Genomic DNA, 20,717 nt, shown 5'->3' with positions numbered 1-20,717 from the left:
TGCCGCGCTCCCCCCAAGATACTTCTGGCAAAAAGAACGCGGGAACGGCGCCCGCGCCGGTCGAGGCGGTCCTCAGGCGGTCCGGCGGGCGATGAAGCTGAGATTGTTGGCGGGCATCTGGACCGTGTCGATCACGTCCATCCCGCTGGCGTGGATCAGTTTGATGATCTCGGCGTCGTTCTTGTAACCGATGGCCGGATCGGCCCCGATCAGGTCGGCATGAAAGCGGCGGTCGCCGTCGGAGGTCAGCCTTCCGCCGCGCATGAACGGGCCGTAGATCAGGAATTGGCCCTGCGGGGCGAGGGCGAGGGCGGCCTCGGCGATCAGGGTGGCGGTTTCGTCGGCGCTGATGAGGTGGAGGAGATTGACGAGGAGGATGAGGTCCTTCGCGCCATGGGTCGCGGACCAGCCGGGCCGTGTGGCATCCAGCATGACGGCAGGGCGGATGTTCGGCAGGGCGGCTCCGGCCGCATAGGCGTCGATCGAGGCGAGGCGGGCCGGATCCACATCCGTGGGCTGCCATGTGACGCCGGGGTTGCGGCGCGCGTGCTCCAGGACGTGCTGACCGGAGCCAGAGGCGATTTCCAGAGCCTGTGTCGCCGAGCTCCCTTCGAGCAGCCAGGCGACCAGCGACGCGATGGCGTCCTTGTTGCGCTCGGCGGCGGGCAACACCAGGCGGCCGTTCCCGGCATCGGTGGCGACATTGGCGGTCGGGGGAAGGTGATGAGAGCACATGGCGGGTCCTGCGGGTCAGGCGAGTTTGTCGACCAGCATCGCATCAAGGGTCGATCCGGACCGGCGCAGGGTGGCCAATCGCTGGAAGTCGTCAGAGGACCAGAAGGCGCGGGCATGGTCGCGATCGGGGAATTCGATGATGAAGGCCGCGTCGGGCAGCGCGTCCGCGCCTTCCATGCGTTCCGGGTCGCCGCCACGAACGAGGAAGCGGCCGGAATGGGCCGCGACCACGCCGGGGATCTCCGCGAAGTAAGCATCCATCCAGTCGCGGCTGTGGATCTGCATTCGGCCGATGATGTACGCGGTCATGACATGCTCCGATTTGTCGGGTCCGACGCAGGCTAGGCAAAAGGGGCGGGCGTGGCAATGAATGCCTTTCGGGGCAGGTCAGGGACGAAAAAGGGGCGGTACCGCAGCAACCGCCCCCCTTGGTCTCCGGCCGATCCGCTTACTGCGGGATCTCGCCAGACACGCCTTCGACGTAGAAGTTCATACCGGCCAGCGTGCCGTCATCCGCCACTTCGCCATCCGCCAGCCAGGCAGATCCGTCCTGCTTGTTCAGCGGGCCGGTGAAGGGGTGGTAGGCGCCGGAGGCGATGTCCTCGATCATCTTTTCGGCCTCGGCTTTCACGTCCGCCGGGACCGGGCCGGTGATCTCGCCGATGCCGACCATACCGTCACCAATGCCCTGCCAGGTATTGTGGCTTTCCCAAGTGCCGTCCAGCACGGCCTGGACGCGTTCGATGTAATAGGGCGCCCATTCGTCGATGATGGAGGAGATACGGGGCTCCGGCGCGTATTCGTACATGTCCGCCGCCTGGCCAAAGCCCAGGCCGCCCTTTTCCTTCAGCACGGCAAGCGGTGCCGTGGAATCGGTGTGGGCCAGCACCACGTCGACCCCCTGATCGAGCAGGGCCTGTGTGGCGTCCGCCTCTTTCGCCGGGTCGAACCAGGTGGACACCCAGACCACGGAAATTTCGACATCCGGGTTCACCTTCTTGGCGTGGATGAAGGAGGAGTTGATGCCACGGATCACCTCGGGGATCGGGAAGGAGCCGATGTAGCCGATCTTGTTCGTCTTGGTCACGTGTCCTGCCAGAAACCCTTCGATCGCGCGGCCCTCGTAGAAGCGGGCGGAATAGGCGCTGACGTTGTCGGCGGTCTTGTAGCCGGTGGCGTGTTCAAATTTCACATCCGGGAACTTGGCCGCGACGTTGATGGTCGGGTCCATGTAGCCGAAAGAGGTGGTGAAGATCAGATCGGCACCGCCAAGCGCCATCTGGGTCAGCACGCGTTCGGCATCGGCCCCTTCGGGCACGGAGGCCTGTTCGACCAGTTCGATCTTGTCGCCGAAGTGCTCTTTCATCTTCATTGCGGATTCGTGGTGGTGCTGGGACCAGCCGCCGTCGTTGACCGGGCCGACATAGACAAAGCCGATCTTCGGCACGTCCTGGGCAAAGGCCGCGCCTGCGGCCATGGCGAGGGCCGCGGCGGAGGCGAGAAGCGTTCTGCGTTTCATGGATTTCTCCCTTTCAGTTGAGTGTTTTTCGGGTCTTGAGCCCGGTTGGTGGTCCGTCGTCATTGCGTAGCATGGAAGATCCGCCCGAGCGAAGCCGGCGCGGCGCCAGCCCCGCCCGACCGGGCGGAAATGACGACGAGAACGAGAATGGTGATGATGTAAGGCGACATGGAGAGAAGCTGCACGGGCACGTTCACCCCCGCCGCCTGCATGTTCAGCTGCAGCACGGTGATGCCGCCAAAGAGATAGGCGCCCAGAAGCGCGCGCCAGGGTTTCCAGGAGGCGAAGACGACGATCGCCAGCGCGATCCACCCCGCGCCCGCCGTCATCCCGTCGGTCCATTGCGGGACCCGGACGAGCGAGAGATAGGCCCCGCCCAACCCGGCGCAGGCGCCGCCGAAGGCGATGGCGGCGATGCGGATCAGCACGACCTTGTAGCCAAGCGCATGGGCGGCGTCGTGGTTTTCGCCCACGGCGCGCAGGATCAGCCCGGCGCGGGTGAATTTCAGAAAGGCCCAGACGGCGAGCACCAGCAAAAGCGAGACATAGACCATCAGGTCATGCTGGAAGAAGGCCTTGCCGAAGAAGGGCAGGTCCGACAGGCCAGGAATATCCAGCCGGTAGGAGCGTGGCGGTTTCAGCCCGCCATAGGCCTGGCCGATCAGCGACGAAAGCCCCAGCCCGAAAAGGGTCAGAGACAGGCCGGAGGCCACCTGGTTGGCCAGGGCGAACTGGGTGAGGATGGCGAAGAGGAGGCTCAGCAGCGCGCCCCCCGCGGCGGCGGCGAGGAACCCGACAAGCGGGCTTTCCGTTCCGACGGCGGCGGCAAAGCCGCAGATGGCCCCGGTGATCATCATGCCCTCGACGCCGAGGTTCAGCACGCCCGAGCGTTCGGCCACCAGCTCTCCGATCGAGGCCAGCAGGATCGGGGTTGCGGCCACCATGATAGAGGCGATCATCAGCGCGGGATTTGCAAGCAGGAAGTCCATGGTCGCCCCTTACGCCGAGGCCCGCGCGCCGAAGCGCAGGCGATAATTGGTGAGCACGTCCACCGCGAGGAGGAAAAAGAGCAGCATCCCCTGAAACACCTGGATTGCCGCGGCGGGCAGCCCCATGGAGGATTGTGTGATCTCTCCGCCGATATAGGTGAGGGCCATCAGCAGCCCGGCCAGAAGGATGCCGATCGGGTGCAGACGGCCCAGGAAGGCGACGATGATCGCGGTGAACCCGTAGCCGGAGTTGAAATCGACGCTGACCTGTCCGGCCGGTCCCGCGACCTCGAACATGCCTGCCAGCCCGGCCAGCGCGCCGGAGGTGCCGAGGCAGAAGAGGATCAGTCGTGCGGGGGACACGCCGGCGAAACGCGCGGCGCGCGGGGCCTCGCCGGTCAGGCGGATGTGATAGCCCAGTTGATGGCGCGTCAGCAGGACATAGGCGAAGATCACGGCAATGAAGGCCGCCGCCACGCCCCAATGCATCCCGGTATTGGCAATGATGTCGCCGTTGTGCGCCGAAGGGTATTGCTGCAGGTTGCGCGAACCGGGGAAGCCGAAGCCTTCGGGGTTTTTCAGCAGGCCAAGCGACATCGAGGCCAGCAGTTGTTCGGCCACATAGACCAGCATCAGCGACACGAGGATCTCGTTCGTGCCGAATTTCACCTTGAGCAGCCCCGGGATCATCGCCCAGGCCCAGCCTGCCAGGCCGCCGGCCAGAACCATTAGCGGGAAGATGAACCAGGCGTCCAGCGGGTAGAAGGCAAGCGCCACCGCCGCGCCGCCAAGCGCGCCGAGGATGTATTGCCCCTCCGCTCCGATGTTCCAGATGCCTGCGCGGAAACCAAGGCTCAGCCCGATGGCGATCAGGATCAGCGGCCCGCCCTTCACCAGCAATTGCGGCCGGTAGTAGAAGGCATGTTCGCCAAAAAGCGGATCGTAGAAGATCGTCCGGATCGCAATCACGGGATCCTTGCCCAGAAGCGCGAAGACCAGGCCGCCGAAGATCATCGTGGCGATCACCGCCATGACCGGGGTGGCATAGGCAAAGACCTTGGAGGGCTGCCGCCGTTTTTCCAGCCGGATCATGCGCCGACCCCCCGGGCTGGGATGCCCAGCTTGATCTTGCCCGAAATAGACGTGCCGAAGGCCTCCGCCCTTGGCCAAATGCGCCACAGCTCACGCATGGGCTACCTCCATGTCGTGGGCGCCGCCCATCATCAACCCGATCTCGTCAACGGTCAGCCCTTTGGCGGGCCGGATGTCCGACAGCCGCCCCTCGTTCAGGGCCGCAAACCGGTCGGAGACCTCCATCAATTCGTCCAGATCCTGGCTGATCACGATCACCGCCGCGCCGCCCGCCGCCAGGTCCAGCAGAGCCTGGCGGATCACCGCAGCCGCGGCGGCATCCACGCCCCAGGTCGGCTGGTTCACAACCAGAACCTGCGGGTCCTGCATGACCTCGCGCCCGATGACGAATTTCTGCAGGTTTCCGCCGGACAGCGACCGCGCCGCGTTTTCGGTTCCCGGTGTGCGGACGTCAAACCGGGCGATGATCTCCCTGGCGAAGCCCCGGGCCTTGGCCCAGTCGAGGAAGCCGTTGCGCCCGATCCCGCGCCGGTCCACGGCGGTCAGCGCGGCGTTTTCCGTCAGGCTCATGTCCGGGGCGGCGGCATGGCCCAGGCGCTCTTCCGGCGCGGTCAGCAGGCCCATGCGGCGGCGGTCGCCGGGGCCCTTTGCCCCGATCTCCGCCCCGTCAAGCACCACCATGCCCGGCGCCGCGCGTAGCTCGCCCGAGAGCGCGCCCAGTAGTTCGTCCTGTCCGTTGCCGGCCACCCCGGCCAGGCCCAGAACCTCGCCCGCGCGGACCTCCAGCGTGATACCTTTCAGCGACGTGCCGAACTGGCTGGGCGAGGAGACAGTGAGCCCCGCCAGCGCCAGCCGCACCGCGCCCGGTTCGTTGTAGTCGCGTGAGGGCGTGTGCAGTTCCGCGCCCACCATCAGCTCTGCCATCTCCCGCGCGGTGGTGTCGCGCGGGGTGCAGGTGGCGACCTTCTTGCCCAGTCGCAGGATCGTCGCCTCGTCGCAAAGGGCGCGGATTTCTTCAAGCTTGTGAGAGATATAGAGGATCGAGGTCCCTTCGGCTTTGAGCTTTTTCAGCGTCTCGAAGAGGATCTCCACTTCCTGCGGTGTCAGCACGGAGGTCGGTTCGTCCATGATCAGCAGCTTGGGGTTCTGCAGAAGGCAGCGGATGATTTCCACCCGCTGGCGTTCTCCGGCCGAAAGATCGCCGACCACACGCCAGGGGTCCAGCGGCAGGCCGTATTGTTCGGACACGTCGCGAATGCGGGCGGCCAGATCGCTCATCCTGGGCGGGTCGGCCATGCCGAGGGCGATGTTTTCCGCCACGGTCAGCGCATCGAAAAGCGAGAAGTGCTGAAAGACCATCGCGACGCCTGCGGCCCGGGCGGCCTGCGGCTCCGCCGGGGCATAGGCGCCGCCGCGGATCAGCATTTCACCGCTATCGGGTTTGACCAGACCATAGATCATCTTGACCATGGTCGATTTGCCCGCGCCATTCTCGCCCAGAAGGGCATGAACCTCGCCCGGCAGAATGTCGAAGGAGACGTCGTCATTCGCGACAACGCCCGGATAGGCCTTGGTCAGCCCGCGGATCGAAAGAAGTGGTTCCGTCACCCTGTCATGTCCCTTGCGGCGTCTTGGCGCGCCTGCGTTTCCCTTAGTAGCCGCGCGGCGGTGCCGACGGCAATCTCTTGCGGGTGTTTGCCCAGGGCAGGATCGCCGATCGGGCAGGAAATGCTGTCAATCCGGGCAGTTGAATGACCCATGGCAGCCAGGCGATTGCGGAACCGGGCCCATTTGCTTTTCGACCCGATGACACCGGCACTGGCAAAACCGCGCCGCAGCAGGGCATCGCAAAGCGCGAGGTCCAGCGCGTGGGAATAAGTCAGGACCAGATGATGGGCCGTGTCGGGCGCATGGGTCACCAGCCGCTCCGGCTCTTTCGCGGGGATCGTGGTCACGCCTTGCGGCACCTGGTCGGGGAACCGTTCCGGTCCGGTGTCGACCCAGGTCACTGATACATCCGGCAGGGGGGCGACGGTGGCGACGATGGCGCGTCCCACATGGCCCGCCCCCCAGACCCAGAGGTCTATCGTCGGGCGGTCGACCGGGTCGATCAGCCAACCGTCGATCAGCTGTGTCCGCGCCAGGGCATCGCCATTGCGCAACCGCGACAGTTCCCGCCGGACGGACAGCGGCATCTCCGCCGCACCGTCGATCCTGCGCAGGATCACACCGTCCTGCACCTCCGGCAGGGTCTCCACCACATCATAGGCCAGCACCACCGCGCCGCCACAGCACTGGCCCAGATCGGGGCCGAGCGCCCGCCGGTCCACGCGCCCTGCGGCCAGTTGGCGGGCGGTGGTTTCCGCCTCAAGCTCCAACGCGCCGCCGCCGATGGTTCCGTCGACCAACCCGTCGGCAGAGACCAGCATCGACGCGCCGACCTCCCGCGGGGCCGAACCGCGGACCTGCGCAACAACCACTCGAACAACGCGACCATGTCGCGCCAGTGCTTTCTCCAATGCGCCCAGATCAACCATGGCGCACCCTTTCCACTGCGGCCAGCACCCGTTCCGGCGTGGCGGGCGCGTCCAGCGCCGGGTAGCCCGCGCCACAGGCGGCCACCGCATCCGACAGGGCCATCAAGGCTGAAATCCCCAGCATGAAGGGCGGCTCACCCACGGCCTTGGACCGATAGATCGTCTGCGCCCGGTTCTCGCCGTCCCAGAGGGCGACGTTGAAGACCTCCGGCCGATCCGAGCAAGCCGGGATCTTGTAGGTGGAGGGGGCGTGGGTCCGCAGCCGCCCCTTGTCGTCCCAGACCAGTTCCTCTGTCGTCAGCCAGCCCGCGCCCTGCACATAGCCGCCCTCGATCTGCCCTATGTCGAGGGCCGGGTTCAGGGACCGGCCGACGTCATGCAGGATGTCGGTCCGCAGGATCCGGTATTCGCCGGTCAGCGTGTCGATCACCACCTCGGTACAGGCGGCCCCGTGGGCGAAGTAGAAGAAAGGCGTGCCATGGCCGCGCAGCCTGTCCCAGGCCAGGCCGGGGGTCTTGTAGAACCCGGTTGCCGAGAGCGAAACGCGGCTTTCGTAAGTCAGCTGCGCGGCGCGAGCAAAGCTCAGCACTTCACCACCGACCGTCACCTCGCCATCCTGGAAGACGACCGTTTCGGCGGGCACCTGGTGCAATTCACCCAGACAGGCGGCCATGCGATCCCGGATCGTGTCGCAGGCGATCTTCACCGCCATGCCGTTCAGGTCCGACCCCGAAGAGGCCGCCGTGGCCGAGGTGTTGGGCACCTTGCCAGTGTCGGTCGCGGTGACCTTCACCACCTCCATGCCGACACCGAACGTGCCCGCCGCCACCTGCGCGACCTTCTGATAGAGCCCTTGCCCCATCTCGGTCCCGCCATGGTTCACCTGAACAGAGCCGTCCTGGTAAACATGCACCAACGCGCCCGCCTGGTTCAGATGGGTCAGGGTGAAGGAGATCCCGAACTTCACCGGCGTCAGCGCGATCCCGCGCTTCAGCACGGGTTGGTCCGCGTTCCACTCCGCTACTCGCGCCCGTCGTCCGGCGTAGTCACATTGTTCCGCCAGCCGGTCCGTCATGGCGTTCAGCACGAAGTCCTCGACCGGCATGCCATAGGGCGTCGTCTGCCCGCCCGAGGGGGCGATCACCTTGCGGTCCAACTCGTCCGGCCCGCCGCGCGAGGTGAGATCCGCCTGCTTCTTCTGGTTGGAAATACTTTCGGGGGGGATCGGCATTCCATCGGAATGACGCGGGGGGGCAGATGGCCCCCCGTCCGCGCCATCCGCAGGTGCATCGGCGTAATAATTCACCCGTCGGACCTCCAGCGGGTCCTTGCCCAGGGCGTGGGCCACGTGATCCACGACCCGCTCGATCCCGACCATCCCCTGCGGTCCGCCGAAACCGCGGAAGGCCGTGGCGGAGCAGGTGTTGGTCTTCAACCGGTGGCTCTCGATCCTCACGTGATCCAGCAGATAGGCGTTGTCGGAATGCAGCATCGCCCGGTCCGCCACCGGCAGCGACAGATCCTGCGACCAGCCGCAGCGCATCAGGTGGCGGAACTCGACGCCAAGCAGCCGACCGCTGTCGTCGAAGCCTGCGCGATAGTCGATCCGGAGGTCGTGGCGCTTGCCGGTGATGACCATGTCGTCGTCGCGGTCATAACGCATCCGGCAGGGCTTGCCCGTCCGGATCGCCGCCACGGCGCAGGAAACCGCCAGCGCATTGCCCTGGCTTTCCTTGCCGCCAAAGCCGCCGCCCATGCGGCGCATCTCCACCCGTACGGCATGCATCGGCAGGCCAAGTGCTTCGGCCACCTTGTGCTGGATCTCCGTCGGGTGCTGGGTGGAGGATTGAACAACGACCTCTCCGCCATCCTGCGGCAGGGCCAGGGCGGCCTGGCCTTCGAGGTAGAAATGCTCCTGGCCGCCGATCTCCATGCTGCCTTCGACGCTATGCGCAGCGCCCGCTATGGCGGTGGCGGCATCGCCCTTGGCCCAGACCACCGGCCCGCCTTCAAAGCGGCTGTCGGCCTCCAGCGCCTGATCCACCGTCAGGATCGGCGTTTCCTCGGTGATGTCGAATGTGCCCAGCCGGGCGGCTTTGCGCGCGGCCAGATGCGAGGTCGCGATGACCAGAAACACCGGCTGGCCGACGAAATGCACGCGGTCGGTGGCCAGCATCGGCTCCGGCTCCGGCGAGGGGGAGACGTCGTTGTGATGCGGCAAGTCGGCTGCAGTCAGCACGTCGATCACGCCGGGCGCGGCCCGGACTGCTGCCAGATCGACGCCGTTCAGCACGCCGCGGGCGACCGGAGACAAACCGAAGGCGAGGTGCAGCGTTCCGGTCGGGGCGGGGATGTCATCCACGTATCGCGCCGCGCCGGTGACATGCAGCGGCGCCGTGTCGTGGGGGAGGGGTTTGCCCATGCTCATGCGCGCACCTCCCGGACATTCACCGACGTCCCCTGGCCCTCAAGCCAGTAGCGTCGCAACATGTTCCGCGCGCTCGCCAGCCGGTAGTCGGCAGAGGCGCGCATATCCGACATCGGCGAGAAATCCTTCGCCCATTCCGGGGCGGCGCGCTCCAGCGCGGCCTCGTCGAAGGGCTGGCCGATCAGGGCCGCCTCCACATGCGCGGCGCGTTTCGGGATGCCCGCCATGCCGCCGAAGGCAATCCGGGCCTCGGCCACCACGCCATCGGCCATCGTCAGGTTGAAGCACCCCAGAACGGCCGAAATGTCCTGATCGAAGCGTTTCGACAGCTTGTAGCAGGCCAGCCGGTCTGCCCGTTTGGGGATCGTCACCGCCTCGACGAATTCGCCGGGCGCGCGATCCTGCTTGCCGTAGTCGATGAAGAAATTTTCCAGCGGAAGGTCCCGTCGCGTGTCGCCCTTGCGCAGATGCAGGGTTGCGCCCAGTGCGATCAGGGCCGGGGGATTGTCCCCGATCGGGGAGCCATTGGCGATATTGCCGCCAATCGTCGCCGCCTGCCGGATCTGTTCAGAGGCATAGCGGCGCACCATCTCGGCGTAGCCGGGGTAGATCGGGGCCAGAACCGGCAACAGCTCTGCCATCGTCACGGCTGCGCCGACGTGCAGGGTGTCGCCCTGATCCTCTATCTGCTTGAGGTCGGCGCAGCGGTTCAGGAAGGCGACCTCGGGCAGGTCGCGCAGCTGCTTGGTCACCCAGAGGCCAACGTCCGTGGCGCCGGCGATCAGCGTGCCTTCGGGATGGGCGTCGTACCACGCGGCCAGCTCGTCGGACGTCTCGGGGGCGATGGCCACGGCCTCCACCTGTGGGACGGAGTCCCGGATCCAGTCCGGGACCTCTGCGTCCTCAACCGCCTTGGCCGCCCGCACGATCGGCGCGTAGCCGGTGCAGCGGCAGAGGTTGCCGGCCAGGATGTCGTCGTGGTTGGTCTCGCCGCGCGCATGGCCGGTGACCATGGAGGCGATGAAGCCGGGGGTGCAGAAGCCGCATTGGCTGCCGTGTTCGGCGACCATGGCCTGCTGCACGGGATGCATCTCGCCCTCGGGCGAGGACATGCCTTCAACCGTGCGCACGGATTTTCCGTGCAGTTGTGGGAGGAACAGGATGCAGGCGTTCAGGGCGCGGGGGCCGTTCGCGTCGGTCACCATGACCGTGCAGGCCCCGCAGTCGCCCTCGTTGCAGCCTTCCTTTGTGCCGGTGAGCCCTGCGGTCTCCCGCAGGTATTGCAGAAGGGTCGTGGTTGGCGCGACCTCGGGGGAGAGGTCCACACGGTCTCCGTTCAGGTGAAAGGAGATTGTCATTTTCAGTTGTCCGCCGCCTTACCCCTGTTGGACCGTTCTGCCCTCTTCGATGCGGCGTAGAATTGGGCGGTCTTCCGGCGTACAGCAAAGCGACTCGGCGCCGAGTTGGCAAGCTTTTGCTGAAATTTCTAGCGACACCTTGCGGGAAAATGCCCGCAATTGAGGCGTCAGAGAGGCCGCAGAGTGATCCCGGCGCGGCTAAGGCTGTCGCGAACAGATCGTGCGATTTCAATGGCTTCCGGGGTGTCGCCATGGCAACATATGGTGTCGATCCGGGTCGGGATGCGTTTGCCGGTTTCGGTGATGATTGCACCCTCCTTGACCATCTCGGCGATGCGCGGACCGGCCAATTCGGCGTCATGGATCACCGCGCCGGGCAGGGATCGGTCCACCAGGGTGGCGTCGTCATTATAGGCGCGGTCGGCGAAAATCTCGCCCGCGCGGGCCAGGCCCAGGTCCTCCGCGGCAGCCTCCTGCGCGGTGCCGGCCAGGGTCATGATGACGATGCCGGGCTGCACCTTTTCGGCGGCGGCATAGCAGATCCGGGCCATCTCGATATCTTCGGAGGCCATGTTGGACATGGCGCCGTGAAGCTTCAGATGACGCAGCTGCCCGCCCGCCGCGCGGGCCATCGCCTGCGCCGCGCCGAGTTGGTAGGCGACCAAGTTGCCCAGCTCCTCCGACGACAGCTTGATCCGCCGCCGTCCGAAACCCTGCAGGTCGGCAAAGCCGGGATGCGCGCCCAGGCCCACGCCACGCTCCAGTGCCATTCGCATCGTCCGCGCCATCACGTTCGGGTCGCCCGCATGGAAACCGCAGGCGATATTGGCGGAGGTCACGATGTCCAGAACCGCCGCGTCATGGCCCATGGTCCAGGGACCGAAGCTTTCGCCCATATCCGCGTTCAGATCGACCGTCGTGGCCATGTCTCACCCCTCCGTTTCGTCGCCGCGGATCACCCCGCCGATCAGTTGATAGGACAGCAGATCGGGGATGTCATGGGGATCGCGCCGCAGCGGCGCGACCTGTTTGCGCAGCGCCTTCAGTGTGTCGGCTTCGGATCGCCAGAGGGCATCGGCCTCCTCCAGCGTCAGCTCTTGGAACTTCAGCGATGTTCCCGGTGTGGCCTGGGCCACGCAGGGAAGGTCCTGCGGGATGACAGTACCGATCCGGGGATAGCCGCCCATGGTCTGGCATTCGCTGAGCAGCACATAGGGCGTGCCGTCGCCAGTCATCTGGATGTCACCCGGCTGGATCGTGTCGGAGGCGAGGTTGCCGGTGCCACTGGCAAAGGGCGCGTCATCGAAATCCAGCCGCACCCCCTGACGGTTGCCGGTGCGGGAGCGGGTGAAGGCGGTGTCGTAGAACCTTTGCCGGGTGGGGTCGTCGAAGAGGCTGGATTGCGGCCCGGGCATGACGCGCAGGGTGCCGCCGGTCAGCCGCGCCTCCGGTGTCAGGGTCATCGCCGGGGCGTCGGGGTTAGGGTCCTTGCCAATCGGCAGGGTGTCGCCCTGCGTCAGCAGGCGGCCGATCCCGGCGGTCAGATGGGTGGCCACCGATCCGATCAGCGCGGCGGTCTGGATACCGCCTGCCGGGGTGAGATAGCCATAGACCCCCGCCCGCGCCGCGCCGATGGTCAGACGGTCGCCGGGGGCGAGGAGGAGGCTGGTGTTCCAGGCGACCGGATCGCCGTTGAGGCTGGCCTGCATGGTGGCCCCGGTCAGGGCAATCCGGGTCGGCTCGGTCACCGAAACCTCGCACCCCAGCATGGCCATCTCCAGCCCCGCGACCGGGCTGGGCAGGCCCAGAAGCGCCGCGGCCTCCAGCATGGCCAGCCGGTCGGCAGCGCCGCCGCGCGACAGCCCCTCGGCCAGGCGGTTCGGGCGGCCCATGTCCTGCACGGCGATGCCGGGGCCGCAGCGATGCAGAGTGAGGGTGCTCATCCGACCTCCTCGCACCGCGCGCCGCCGCGGCCATCGGCGTTGTCCCGGTCCAGCCCTTCCAGATCCGCGGGCGTCATGGCCTCCAGCCGGATTTCATCGCCGGCCTTCAGCAGTGTCGCCGGGTCGCGGCCCGTGTCGAACCCGCGAAAGGCGGTCTGGCCGATGTGGCGCCACCCAGTCGGCGTGTTATTTGTGAAGATGATTACCTGTCGCACCGCCGCGACCAGCGCCCCGCGAGGCACGTTCGGCGTGATCTCAGGCAGGCGGGGGACGTCCCATTCCGGCGGCAGGAGGCCCATGTAGGGCAGGCCGGGGGCAAACCCGATGGCCAGCACACGCAACCGCGCCTCCAGCAGGGCCTTGCGGGCCGCGTCCTGCGACAGGCCCGTGGCCTCGGCCATTTCGGCGAATTGCGGGCCGTGTTCGCCACCGATGACCACCGGGATCGTCCAGCGCCGTTTGGGATCGGGCAGGGTGGCAGTGGCGAGATCGCTCCCTTTGGCCGTAGCTTCTGCGGCTGCGGCGATCTCTTCCCGGGTAACGCGGTCGGGGTCGAAGCGCAGGAAGACCGAGGTGAGCGATCCGGCGATCTCTTCCACCCCCGGCAGGTCAGCGGCGTCCAGCGCGGCGCGCAGTTTCAGAACCGCACCGACCGTGGCCTCCTGCGGGGTCAGGCCCAGCCGGAGGGCGATGCCGTCCTGCCCATGCGGCAGGATCTCGGGAAGGAGGGGCTCGGGTGCCATGGGATCTCGTCTCAACCTGCCCCGAAAGATCGGCGCAAAGGCCAGAGAGTTCAACCGGTGTTCCGTGTCCCGTCAAACCACGCTAGCTTCGCGTCATGAGCATTGACCCCCGATTCATCCACCTCCGCACCCATACCGAATATTCGCTCCTTGAGGGGGCGCTTCGGCTGAAGAAACTCCCCGGTCTGTGCAAGGCTGCGGATATGCCCGCGGTCGCCGTGACCGACACGAATTCCATGTTCTGCGCGCTGGAATTTTCCGTGGCTGCCAGCGGGGAAGGGATCCAGCCGATCATGGGCTGTCAGGTCGATGTGACCTATCTGGCGACGCAGCCCGGCGAAAAGCCCAAGCCGCCCGCGCCCCTTGTCCTACTGGCGCAGAGTGAGCAGGGGTACGAGAACCTCATGCGGTTGTCCTCCTGTCTCTACGTCGACAAGGGCGGGCAGATGCCGCAGGTCACGCTGGCGGAACTGGAGGAATTTTCCGCCGGGCTGATCTGCCTTTCCGGCGGGGCGCTTGGCCCGGTCGGGATGCTGCTGCAGGCGGGACAGCGCCCGGCGGCGCAGGCGCTGATGGAGCGGCTGAAGGCGATCTATGGCGACCGGCTCTATGTGGAGCTGCAGCGCCACCCCGGCGACAAGGGCCTGCCCGAGGCGGAGCGCGTGACCGAACGTGGTTTTGTCGAAATGGCCTATGCGATGGAGCTGCCGCTGGTCGCGACCAACGATGTCTACTTCCCCAAGGAGGAGATGTACGAGGCACATGATGCGCTGATCTGCATCGCCGAGGGCGCCTATGTCGACCAACAGGAACCGCGCCGCCGCCTGACGCCACAGCATTATTTCAAGTCGCCAGAAGAGATGGCGACACTATTTGCAGACCTTCCAGAAGCGATTGAAAACACGGTTGAGATCGCGAAACGCTGCGCCTTCATGGCCTATCGCCGCGACCCGATCCTGCCGAGGTTTGCCGATGACGAGGTCGCCGAGTTGCGCCGAATGGCGAACGAGGGGCTTCAGGCGCGTCTGGCCGTCATCCCCCATGCGGTCACGCCGGAGGAGTACCAGGAGAGGCTGGATTTCGAGCTGGGCATCATCGAGGGGATGGGCTTTCCCGGCTACTTCCTGATCGTTGCGGATTTTATCCAGTGGGCCAAGGATCACGACATTCCCGTCGGGCCGGGCCGGGGGTCCGGTGCGGGCTCGCTGGTGGCCTATGCGCTGACGATCACAGACCTTGATCCGTTGCGCTATTCCCTTCTGTTCGAACGGTTTTTGAACCCGGAACGAGTGTCGATGCCCGACTTCGACATCGACTTCTGCATGGACCGCCGCGAAGAGGTGATCCGCTACGTGCAGGAGAAATACGGCCGCGACAAGGTGGGCCAGATCATCACCTTCGGTGCGCTGCTGTCCAAGGCCGCGGTACGCGACATCGGTCGGGTGCTGCAGATGCCCTACGGGCAGGTCGACCGACTGTCGAAGATGATCCCGGTGGAGGGGGTGAAGCCGGTCAGCATCGAACAGGCGCTGGCGCAAGAGGAACGTCTGCGCGCCGAGGCCAAGAGCGAGGAGGTCGTCGACCGGCTGCTGCAATATGGCATGCAGGTCGAGGGGCTGTTGCGGAACGCGTCCACTCACGCCGCGGGTGTGGTGATCGGGGACCGGCCGCTGGACCGGCTGGTGCCGCTCTATCAGGATCCACGGTCAGACATGCCCGCCACGCAATTCAACATGAAATGGGTCGAACAGGCCGGGCTGGTGAAGTTCGATTTCCTCGGGCTGAAAACGCTGACGGTCATTCAGAATGCCATCGAACAGATCCACGCCGGTGGGCGGGACTTGCACATCGCGTCGGATGGTTCTGAAATCTATGAACCCTTCGAAGGGGCGGAGAACCAGATCAACGCCATCCCGCTGGACGATCAGAAGACCTACGACCTCTATTCCTCGGCCAAGACCGTGGCCGTGTTCCAGGTTGAAAGCTCGGGCATGATGGATGCGCTCAAGCGGATGAAGCCGACCTGTATCGAGGATATCGTGGCGCTTGTGGCGCTTTATCGTCCCGGTCCGATGGAGAATATTCCGACCTATTGCGAGGTCAAGAACGGGCTGCGTCAGATCGAGTCCGTGCACCCCCTGATCGACCATATCCTCGAGGAAACTCAGGGTATTATCGTCTACCAGGAGCAGGTGATGCAGATCGCGCAGGAAATGGCGGGCTATACGCTTGGCGGTGCTGACCTGCTGCGCCGCGCCATGGGCAAGAAGATCAAGGAGGCGATGGACGCCGAACGCCCGAAGTTCGAGAAGGGCGCGGGCGAGAAGGGGGTTGAGAAGAAGAAGGCTTCGGAAGTTTTCGACCTTTTGGAAAAGTTTGCAAACTACGGTTTCAACAAATCCCATGCGGCGGCCTATGCGGTGGTCTCCTACCAGACGGCCTGGCTGAAAGCGAACCACCCGGTGGAGTTCATGGCAGGCGTCATGAACTGCGATATCCACCTGACGGAAAAGCTCGCCGTCTATTTCGAAGAGGTGAAGAAGCAGCTTGACCTGCCCTACGTGCCGCCCTGCGTGAACCGGTCGGATGCGTCGTTCAAGGTGGTGGATGGGGCGCTGGTCTACGCGCTCGGCGCGCTCAAGAACGTCGGGTTGGACGCGATGCGTTTGGTGGTAGAGGGGCGGACCGGCGGCAAGGAGGCCCCGGATCAGGTCCGGGGCACGGACCGGCCCTTCGTAAACCTCTATGACTTCGCGCGGCGGGTGGAATTGAAAAAGGTCGGCAAACGGCCGTTGGAGATGATGGCCCGTGCCGGGGCCTTTGACGTGCTGGATGCCAACCGTCGACGCGTGTTCGAATCCCTCGATGCGCTGGTGCAATATTCCGCGGCGATCTGGGAGCAGAAGCAATCCAACCAGGTCTCCCTCTTCGGTGACGCGGGGGAGGATCTGCCGGAACCGCGCCTGTCGCCCGTGCAAGACTGGCTGCCCGCCGAACGGTTGGCGGAGGAGTTCAAGGCGATAGGTTTCTACCTCTCGGGCCATCCGCTGGATGACTATGTCGGGCCGCTGAAACGCAAGGATGTCAAAACCCTGGATGAGGTTGCACAGCTGGCGCAGGGCGGTCCGCTGGTGGCCAAGATCGCCGGGATTGTCTCGGGCCGACAGGAGCGTAAATCGGCGCGTGGGAACCGCTTTGCCTTTGTGCAGGCCTCTGACAGGACCGGGGCTTATGAGTGTACAGTCTTTTCTGACACGCTCGAAGCCAGCCGCGATCACCTGGATGCCGGGTCGATGGTGGTGATCACCGTCGAGGCCACGATGGAGAGCGATCAGCTCAAGTTATTGGCGCGGGGGATCGCGCCCTTGGACACCATTGTGGCGGATGCCGGGGGCGTTGGGCTGAAGATCTTTGTCGAGGCGCCGGAGGCCATCGCGATGGTGGCCGAGGTTCTTGAAAACGCATCCAAAGCGGCGCAGCGGGTGGCGCGCGGGCCGATCAGTTTCTGCGTCATGGGCGATGACCTGCCCGGCGAGGTGGAGATCGACGCGGGATCGGATTTCCCGGTCACCCCGCAGATCAAGGGCGCGATCAAGAGCCTGGAGGGCGTGCTGACGGTGGAGGAGTTCTGAGCCGCCCTGAGTTGCGCTTCGATCTCAGTAATGTGGCGGACGTTCGTCGCCCATGACGACCCCGCCTTCCTGGCTCGCCTCACGTTCCGCTTCGCGCTCCATCAGCATCTGGACGCGGCGGGTCAGCAGGGCGATTTCCTTGTCCTGGCGCGCCACGGTTTCTGACAGGTCGTCCACAGACCGTTCGAGATAGGCGAGGCGTTCTTCATGTTCGGTCATCAGCTTGGTCCATATGTGTCCGGCGATGCGCCGGGTCCTTGCATCAGTCTTGATCGGGTCGGGGCCCCGGCGCAAGGCCGGGGCACGGTCGCGCAAGGTCGGGGCACGGTCGCGCACGTCCCCGGCTCTTGCCGCGCGGGGGGGCATGGGCTAGACCGCGCCGCGAGCATGGCCGCAGAGGTTCCGACATGGCGAAGCAGAAAAAAGCCCCGCGCCCCAAGGCGGAAACGCCCAAGGGGTTTCGCGATTATTTCGGCACAGAGGTGACCGAGCGGACGGAGATGCTGCAGCGCATCGCCGGGGTCTATCATCGCTATGGTTTCGACGCACTGGAAAGCTCCGGCGTGGAGACGGTCGAGGCGCTGGGCAAGTTCCTTCCCGATGTGGATCGCCCGAACGAGGGCGTCTTTGCCTGGCAGGAAGACGACGAGGGCGGCAAGGGCGACTGGCTGGCGCTGCGCTATGACCTGACGGCCCCGCTGGCCCGGGTCTATGCGCAGCATCGCAACGACCTGCCGACGCCTTACCGGCGTTATGCCATGGGGCCGGTCTGGCGGAATGAGAAGCCGGGGCCGGGGCGGTATCGTCAGTTTTATCAATGCGATGCGGATACGGTTGGAACGGCCTCGGTTGCGGCGGATGCGGAGATCTGCGCGATGCTGGCGGATTGTCTGGAAGAGGTCGGCATTCCGCGCGGGGATTACCTGGTGCGGGTGAACAACCGGAAGGTGCTGAACGGGGTGTTGGAGGCTATGGGCGTCTCGGACGACGGTCAGCAGGCCGATGTTCTGCGCACGATCGATAAGTTCGACAAGGTCGGCGAGGCCGGGGTGCGGGAGTTGCTAGGCAAGGGGCGGCTGGACGCCTCTGGCGCCTATATCGACGGCGTCGGTCTGGCGCCGGAACAGGCGCAACCGGTCATCGCCTTCCTCACGTCCAAGGGGGCTACGGCGGCGGAAACACTGGCCAATCTGCGCGCGGCCATCGGCGAGAGCCAGATCGGCGCCGAAGGCGTGGAGGAGCTGGAACAGATCGCCGCGTTGCTGGAGGCTGGGGGATATAGCGCGGATCGGATCGAGATTGATCCCTCTGTCGTCCGCGGCCTTGGCTACTATACCGGCCCCGTTTTCGAGGCAGAGTTGACCTTTGAAATCCTCGACGACAAGGGGCGCAAGCGGCAGTTCGGCTCGGTCGCGGGCGGCGGGCGCTATGATGACCTCGTCGCGCGGTTCACCGGGCAGACAATGCCGGCCGTGGGCGTTTCAATCGGCGTCGACAGGCTGCTCGCCGCGCTGCGCGAGAAGGGGCGGGCCGGGGGGGAGGCCGAGGGGCCCGTCGTCGTCACCGTCATGGATCGCGACCGGATGGCGGATTATCAGGCGATGGTGGCGGAACTGCGGAGCGCGGGTATCCGGGCGGAGGTTTATCTGGGCAATCCGAAGAACTTCGGCAATCAGCTGAAGTATGCTGACAAGCGCAATTCGCCCGCCGCCGTGATCGAGGGTGCGGATGAACACGATCGCAAAGTCGTGCAGGTCAAGGATTTGATCCTGGGCAAGAAGATCGCCGAAAATGCCACGCTGGAAGAGTGGAAGGAACGCCCCTCCCAAGCGGAAATTCCGCGGGATCAGTTGGTTCCGCATATTCAGAAACTTCTGAAAGGGGATGGCTGATGCCGCTCTGGCGGGGGCACTCGCCCGAGCTGCGCGCGGAGGTGAAGGCCTGCGCCGCGCGGCTGCGCGCGGGGTTTGAGGGGGCCGGCGCGGCGCCTGTGGAATGCCCGATCCTGCTGCCCGCCGAGACGCTGCTGGACCTATATGGCGAGGACATCCGGGCGCGGGCCTATGTCACCTCCGACGCGCTGCGCGGCGAGCAGATGATGCGGCCCGATTTCACTGTGCCCGTGGTCGAGATGCATATGGCCGGAGGGGCGGAACCGGCGCGCTATACCTATGCGGGCGAGGTCTTTCGCCGACAGGAGGAGGATGAGGCCCGGGCCAATGAATACCTGCAGGTCGGGGTCGAGATATTTGACGGATCGGACCCGGCGGCGGCGGATGCGGAGGTGTTCTCGCTGGTTTTGGCGGCGACAGAGGGGCTCGACCTGCGGGCGGCGACCGGGGATATCGGTATCCTGATGGCGGCCGTTGGCGGGCTGGATACGAGCGAGACGCGCAAGGCCGCGCTGATGCGGCACATCTGGCGACCGCGCCGGTTCAAGGCGCTGCTGGATCGGTTCTCCGGCCGGGCAGCACCGCCGGTGTCGCGAGTGGCCCTGCTGGAGGCGGAGGATCCCTTCGCCACTGCCGGGCCGGAGATCGGCCTGCGTCGGCGCGCCGAGGTGGAAGCGCGGATCGACGCGCTGCGGGCGGATGCGGCGGTGCCGCCGATTTCGGACCGGCAGATGGCGCTGATCGACGCGATCCTCTCGGTGCGGGAAACCCTGCCCCATGCGCTGGAACAGCTGCGCGACATTGCCATCGACATGCCGTCAATCTCGACCGCGGTCGACCGTCTTGCGGCGAGGTCCGCAGCCCTGACGGCGCGTGGTGTTGATACATCGCGGCTGGATTTCGAGGCGGCCTATGGGCGGACGCATATGGAATATTATGACGGTTTCGTCTTCGGCCTTTACGCCGAGACGCGGCCGGATCTGCCGCCCGTCGCCTCGGGCGGACGCTATGATGCGCTGACCCGGGTGCTGGGGCGCCGGGCTGGGCGACCGGAGGGCATTCCGGCGGTCGGGGGCGTGGTGCGGCCCGGGCTGGTTGTCGAACTGGAGGGCGGGGCATGAGCGTGAAGTTGGGCGTGCCCTCCAAGGGTCGGCTGATGGAAAAGACCTTCGACTGGTTCGGTCGGCACGGGATCACCCTGGGCCGGGCGGGATCGGACCGGGAGTATGCCGGCCGGGTTGACGGGATCGAGGGTGTGGAGCTTGTCCTTCTGTCCGCCGGGGAGATCCCGCGCGAACTGGCGGCGGGGCGGATCCATCTGGGTGTGACCGGGACGGATCTGATCCGCGAGAAGCTGGCGGGCTGGGATCAGCGGGTTGCGGAGCTGGCGCCGCTTGGCTTCGGTCATGCGGATCTGATTCTCGCCGTGCCGATGGCCTGGGTCGATGTGGACGTGCTGGACGATCTGGATGCGGCGGCGGCGGCCTTTCGGGCGCGCCACGGGTTCCGGCTGCGGATCGCCACGAAATACCACCGGCTGGTGCGGGATTACCTGCGCGATCACGGTGTGGCGGATTATCAGCTGGTGGATAGCCAAGGCGCGACAGAGGGCACGGTGAAGAACGAGACGGCGGAGGCGATTGCCGATATTACCTCGACCGGCGAGACCCTGCGCGCGAACCATCTGAAGATCCTGAGCGAGGAGCCGATCCTGCGGTCGCAGGCGACGCTCTACCGCTCGCGCCGGGCAGAGGTGAGCGAGGCGGATCGCAAGGTTCTGGCTGAACTGCTGGAACGGCTGGGTCTGGACTGAGAGTGGACGCCATGGACTAGGTTGTGCCCGGCTGGC

17 protein-coding genes are annotated in these 20,717 nt (G+C 65.9%); 4 read left to right on the top strand and 13 right to left on the bottom strand.

The features are described from left to right. Positions 1-72: 72 nt before the first annotated feature. The 12 genes from ACFC2Y_RS10455 to ACFC2Y_RS10400 form a co-directional block, all read right to left on the bottom strand. Positions 73-735, bottom strand: coding sequence for a DUF938 domain-containing protein (locus ACFC2Y_RS10455; RefSeq protein WP_375174544.1), 663 nt, complete (start codon positions 733-735; stop codon positions 73-75). Between the two features lie 15 nt (positions 736-750). Further along, a complete protein-coding gene (locus tag ACFC2Y_RS10450; RefSeq protein ID WP_375174545.1) occupies positions 751-1,044 on the bottom strand; it encodes a DUF1330 domain-containing protein in 294 nt (97 codons plus the stop codon). Positions 1,045-1,183: 139 nt separating this feature from the next. Beyond that, positions 1,184-2,254: a BMP family ABC transporter substrate-binding protein gene (locus ACFC2Y_RS10445; RefSeq protein ID WP_375174546.1), complete on the bottom strand. Its 1,071-nt coding sequence runs from the start codon at positions 2,252-2,254 to the stop codon at positions 1,184-1,186. Between the two features lie 59 nt (positions 2,255-2,313). Then, positions 2,314-3,243, bottom strand: coding sequence for an ABC transporter permease (locus tag ACFC2Y_RS10440; protein ID WP_375174547.1), 930 nt, complete (start codon positions 3,241-3,243; stop codon positions 2,314-2,316). Between the two features lie 9 nt (positions 3,244-3,252). After that, a complete protein-coding gene (locus ACFC2Y_RS10435; RefSeq protein ID WP_375174548.1) occupies positions 3,253-4,335 on the bottom strand; it encodes an ABC transporter permease in 1,083 nt (360 codons plus the stop codon). Positions 4,336-4,425: 90 nt separating this feature from the next. Further along, positions 4,426-5,943: an ABC transporter ATP-binding protein gene (locus ACFC2Y_RS10430; RefSeq protein ID WP_375174549.1), complete on the bottom strand. Its 1,518-nt coding sequence runs from the start codon at positions 5,941-5,943 to the stop codon at positions 4,426-4,428. After that, positions 5,940-6,872 (bottom strand): xanthine dehydrogenase accessory protein XdhC, encoded by a 933-nt coding sequence (xdhC, locus tag ACFC2Y_RS10425; protein WP_375174550.1) that lies wholly within the window; start codon positions 6,870-6,872, stop codon positions 5,940-5,942. Before xdhC ends, ACFC2Y_RS10430 begins: the two co-directional genes overlap by 4 nt. Further along, positions 6,865-9,300, bottom strand: a complete 2,436-nt coding sequence (gene xdhB / locus ACFC2Y_RS10420) for a xanthine dehydrogenase molybdopterin binding subunit (RefSeq protein ID WP_375174551.1) — start codon at positions 9,298-9,300, stop codon at positions 6,865-6,867. Before xdhB ends, xdhC begins: the two co-directional genes overlap by 8 nt. After that, positions 9,297-10,658 (bottom strand): xanthine dehydrogenase small subunit, encoded by a 1,362-nt coding sequence (locus tag ACFC2Y_RS10415; RefSeq protein ID WP_375174552.1) that lies wholly within the window; start codon positions 10,656-10,658, stop codon positions 9,297-9,299. The genes xdhB and ACFC2Y_RS10415 overlap by 4 nt, the downstream gene beginning before the upstream one ends. Before the next feature lie 167 nt (positions 10,659-10,825). Next, positions 10,826-11,584: a LamB/YcsF family protein gene (locus ACFC2Y_RS10410; RefSeq protein ID WP_375174553.1), complete on the bottom strand. Its 759-nt coding sequence runs from the start codon at positions 11,582-11,584 to the stop codon at positions 10,826-10,828. A gap of 3 nt (positions 11,585-11,587) precedes the next feature. Continuing rightward, on the bottom strand, positions 11,588-12,601 hold the full coding sequence (locus ACFC2Y_RS10405; protein WP_375174554.1) for a biotin-dependent carboxyltransferase family protein: 1,014 nt from the start codon (positions 12,599-12,601) through the stop codon (positions 11,588-11,590). After that, complete coding sequence (locus ACFC2Y_RS10400) at positions 12,598-13,344, bottom strand: allophanate hydrolase subunit 1 (protein ID WP_375174555.1); 747 nt, start codon at positions 13,342-13,344, stop codon at positions 12,598-12,600. The genes ACFC2Y_RS10405 and ACFC2Y_RS10400 overlap by 4 nt, the downstream gene beginning before the upstream one ends. 95 nt (positions 13,345-13,439) lie before the next feature. Between ACFC2Y_RS10400 and dnaE the strand changes: the two genes are divergently transcribed. Next, complete coding sequence (gene dnaE, locus ACFC2Y_RS10395) at positions 13,440-16,976, top strand: DNA polymerase III subunit alpha (protein ID WP_375174556.1); 3,537 nt, start codon at positions 13,440-13,442, stop codon at positions 16,974-16,976. A gap of 24 nt (positions 16,977-17,000) precedes the next feature. Here the strand turns inward: dnaE and ACFC2Y_RS10390 are convergent, their stop codons facing one another. Then, positions 17,001-17,195 (bottom strand): SlyX family protein, encoded by a 195-nt coding sequence (locus ACFC2Y_RS10390; protein WP_375174557.1) that lies wholly within the window; start codon positions 17,193-17,195, stop codon positions 17,001-17,003. Between the two features lie 188 nt (positions 17,196-17,383). On the opposite strand from ACFC2Y_RS10390, the gene hisS reads away from it, so the two are divergent. The 3 genes from hisS to hisG are packed head-to-tail and all read left to right on the top strand — an operon-like array spanning position 17,384 to position 20,681. Beyond that, the gene (gene hisS, locus ACFC2Y_RS10385; RefSeq protein WP_375174558.1) at positions 17,384-18,868 is read left to right on the top strand and encodes a histidine--tRNA ligase; all 1,485 of its coding nucleotides are present in this window, start codon (positions 17,384-17,386) and stop codon (positions 18,866-18,868) included. Then, on the top strand, positions 18,868-19,989 hold the full coding sequence (locus ACFC2Y_RS10380; RefSeq protein ID WP_375174559.1) for an ATP phosphoribosyltransferase regulatory subunit: 1,122 nt from the start codon (positions 18,868-18,870) through the stop codon (positions 19,987-19,989). The genes hisS and ACFC2Y_RS10380 overlap by 1 nt, the downstream gene beginning before the upstream one ends. Continuing rightward, on the top strand, positions 19,986-20,681 hold the full coding sequence (gene hisG, locus ACFC2Y_RS10375) for an ATP phosphoribosyltransferase (RefSeq protein WP_375174560.1): 696 nt from the start codon (positions 19,986-19,988) through the stop codon (positions 20,679-20,681). Before ACFC2Y_RS10380 ends, hisG begins: the two co-directional genes overlap by 4 nt. Positions 20,682-20,717 lie beyond the last annotated feature (36 nt).

Source organism: Pseudooceanicola sp. (assembly GCF_041987405.1).
Classification (GTDB): domain Bacteria; phylum Pseudomonadota; class Alphaproteobacteria; order Rhodobacterales; family Rhodobacteraceae; genus Pseudooceanicola.
Note: the sequence above shows the minus strand (reverse complement) of the source record. Positions and strands in the feature narration are given on the sequence as shown.

What these genes read in the sequence shown, in the direction of transcription:
- ACFC2Y_RS10455 (WP_375174544.1), bottom strand. Translation starts at nt 735, where the DNA reads ATGTGCTCTCATCACCTTCCCCCGACCGCCAATGTCGCCACCGATGCC.
- ACFC2Y_RS10450 (WP_375174545.1), bottom strand. Translation starts at nt 1,044, where the DNA reads ATGACCGCGTACATCATCGGCCGAATGCAGATCCACAGCCGCGACTGG.
- ACFC2Y_RS10445 (WP_375174546.1), bottom strand. Translation starts at nt 2,254, where the DNA reads ATGAAACGCAGAACGCTTCTCGCCTCCGCCGCGGCCCTCGCCATGGCC.
- ACFC2Y_RS10440 (WP_375174547.1), bottom strand. Translation starts at nt 3,243, where the DNA reads ATGGACTTCCTGCTTGCAAATCCCGCGCTGATGATCGCCTCTATCATG.
- ACFC2Y_RS10435 (WP_375174548.1), bottom strand. Translation starts at nt 4,335, where the DNA reads ATGATCCGGCTGGAAAAACGGCGGCAGCCCTCCAAGGTCTTTGCCTAT.
- xdhC (WP_375174550.1), bottom strand. Translation starts at nt 6,872, where the DNA reads ATGGTTGATCTGGGCGCATTGGAGAAAGCACTGGCGCGACATGGTCGC.
- xdhB (WP_375174551.1), bottom strand. Translation starts at nt 9,300, where the DNA reads ATGAGCATGGGCAAACCCCTCCCCCACGACACGGCGCCGCTGCATGTC.
- ACFC2Y_RS10415 (WP_375174552.1), bottom strand. Translation starts at nt 10,658, where the DNA reads ATGACAATCTCCTTTCACCTGAACGGAGACCGTGTGGACCTCTCCCCC.
- ACFC2Y_RS10410 (WP_375174553.1), bottom strand. Translation starts at nt 11,584, where the DNA reads ATGGCCACGACGGTCGATCTGAACGCGGATATGGGCGAAAGCTTCGGT.
- ACFC2Y_RS10405 (WP_375174554.1), bottom strand. Translation starts at nt 12,601, where the DNA reads ATGAGCACCCTCACTCTGCATCGCTGCGGCCCCGGCATCGCCGTGCAG.
- ACFC2Y_RS10400 (WP_375174555.1), bottom strand. Translation starts at nt 13,344, where the DNA reads ATGGCACCCGAGCCCCTCCTTCCCGAGATCCTGCCGCATGGGCAGGAC.
- dnaE (WP_375174556.1), top strand. Translation starts at nt 13,440, where the DNA reads ATGAGCATTGACCCCCGATTCATCCACCTCCGCACCCATACCGAATAT.
- ACFC2Y_RS10390 (WP_375174557.1), bottom strand. Translation starts at nt 17,195, where the DNA reads ATGACCGAACATGAAGAACGCCTCGCCTATCTCGAACGGTCTGTGGAC.
- hisS (WP_375174558.1), top strand. Translation starts at nt 17,384, where the DNA reads ATGGCGAAGCAGAAAAAAGCCCCGCGCCCCAAGGCGGAAACGCCCAAG.
- ACFC2Y_RS10380 (WP_375174559.1), top strand. Translation starts at nt 18,868, where the DNA reads ATGCCGCTCTGGCGGGGGCACTCGCCCGAGCTGCGCGCGGAGGTGAAG.
- hisG (WP_375174560.1), top strand. Translation starts at nt 19,986, where the DNA reads ATGAGCGTGAAGTTGGGCGTGCCCTCCAAGGGTCGGCTGATGGAAAAG.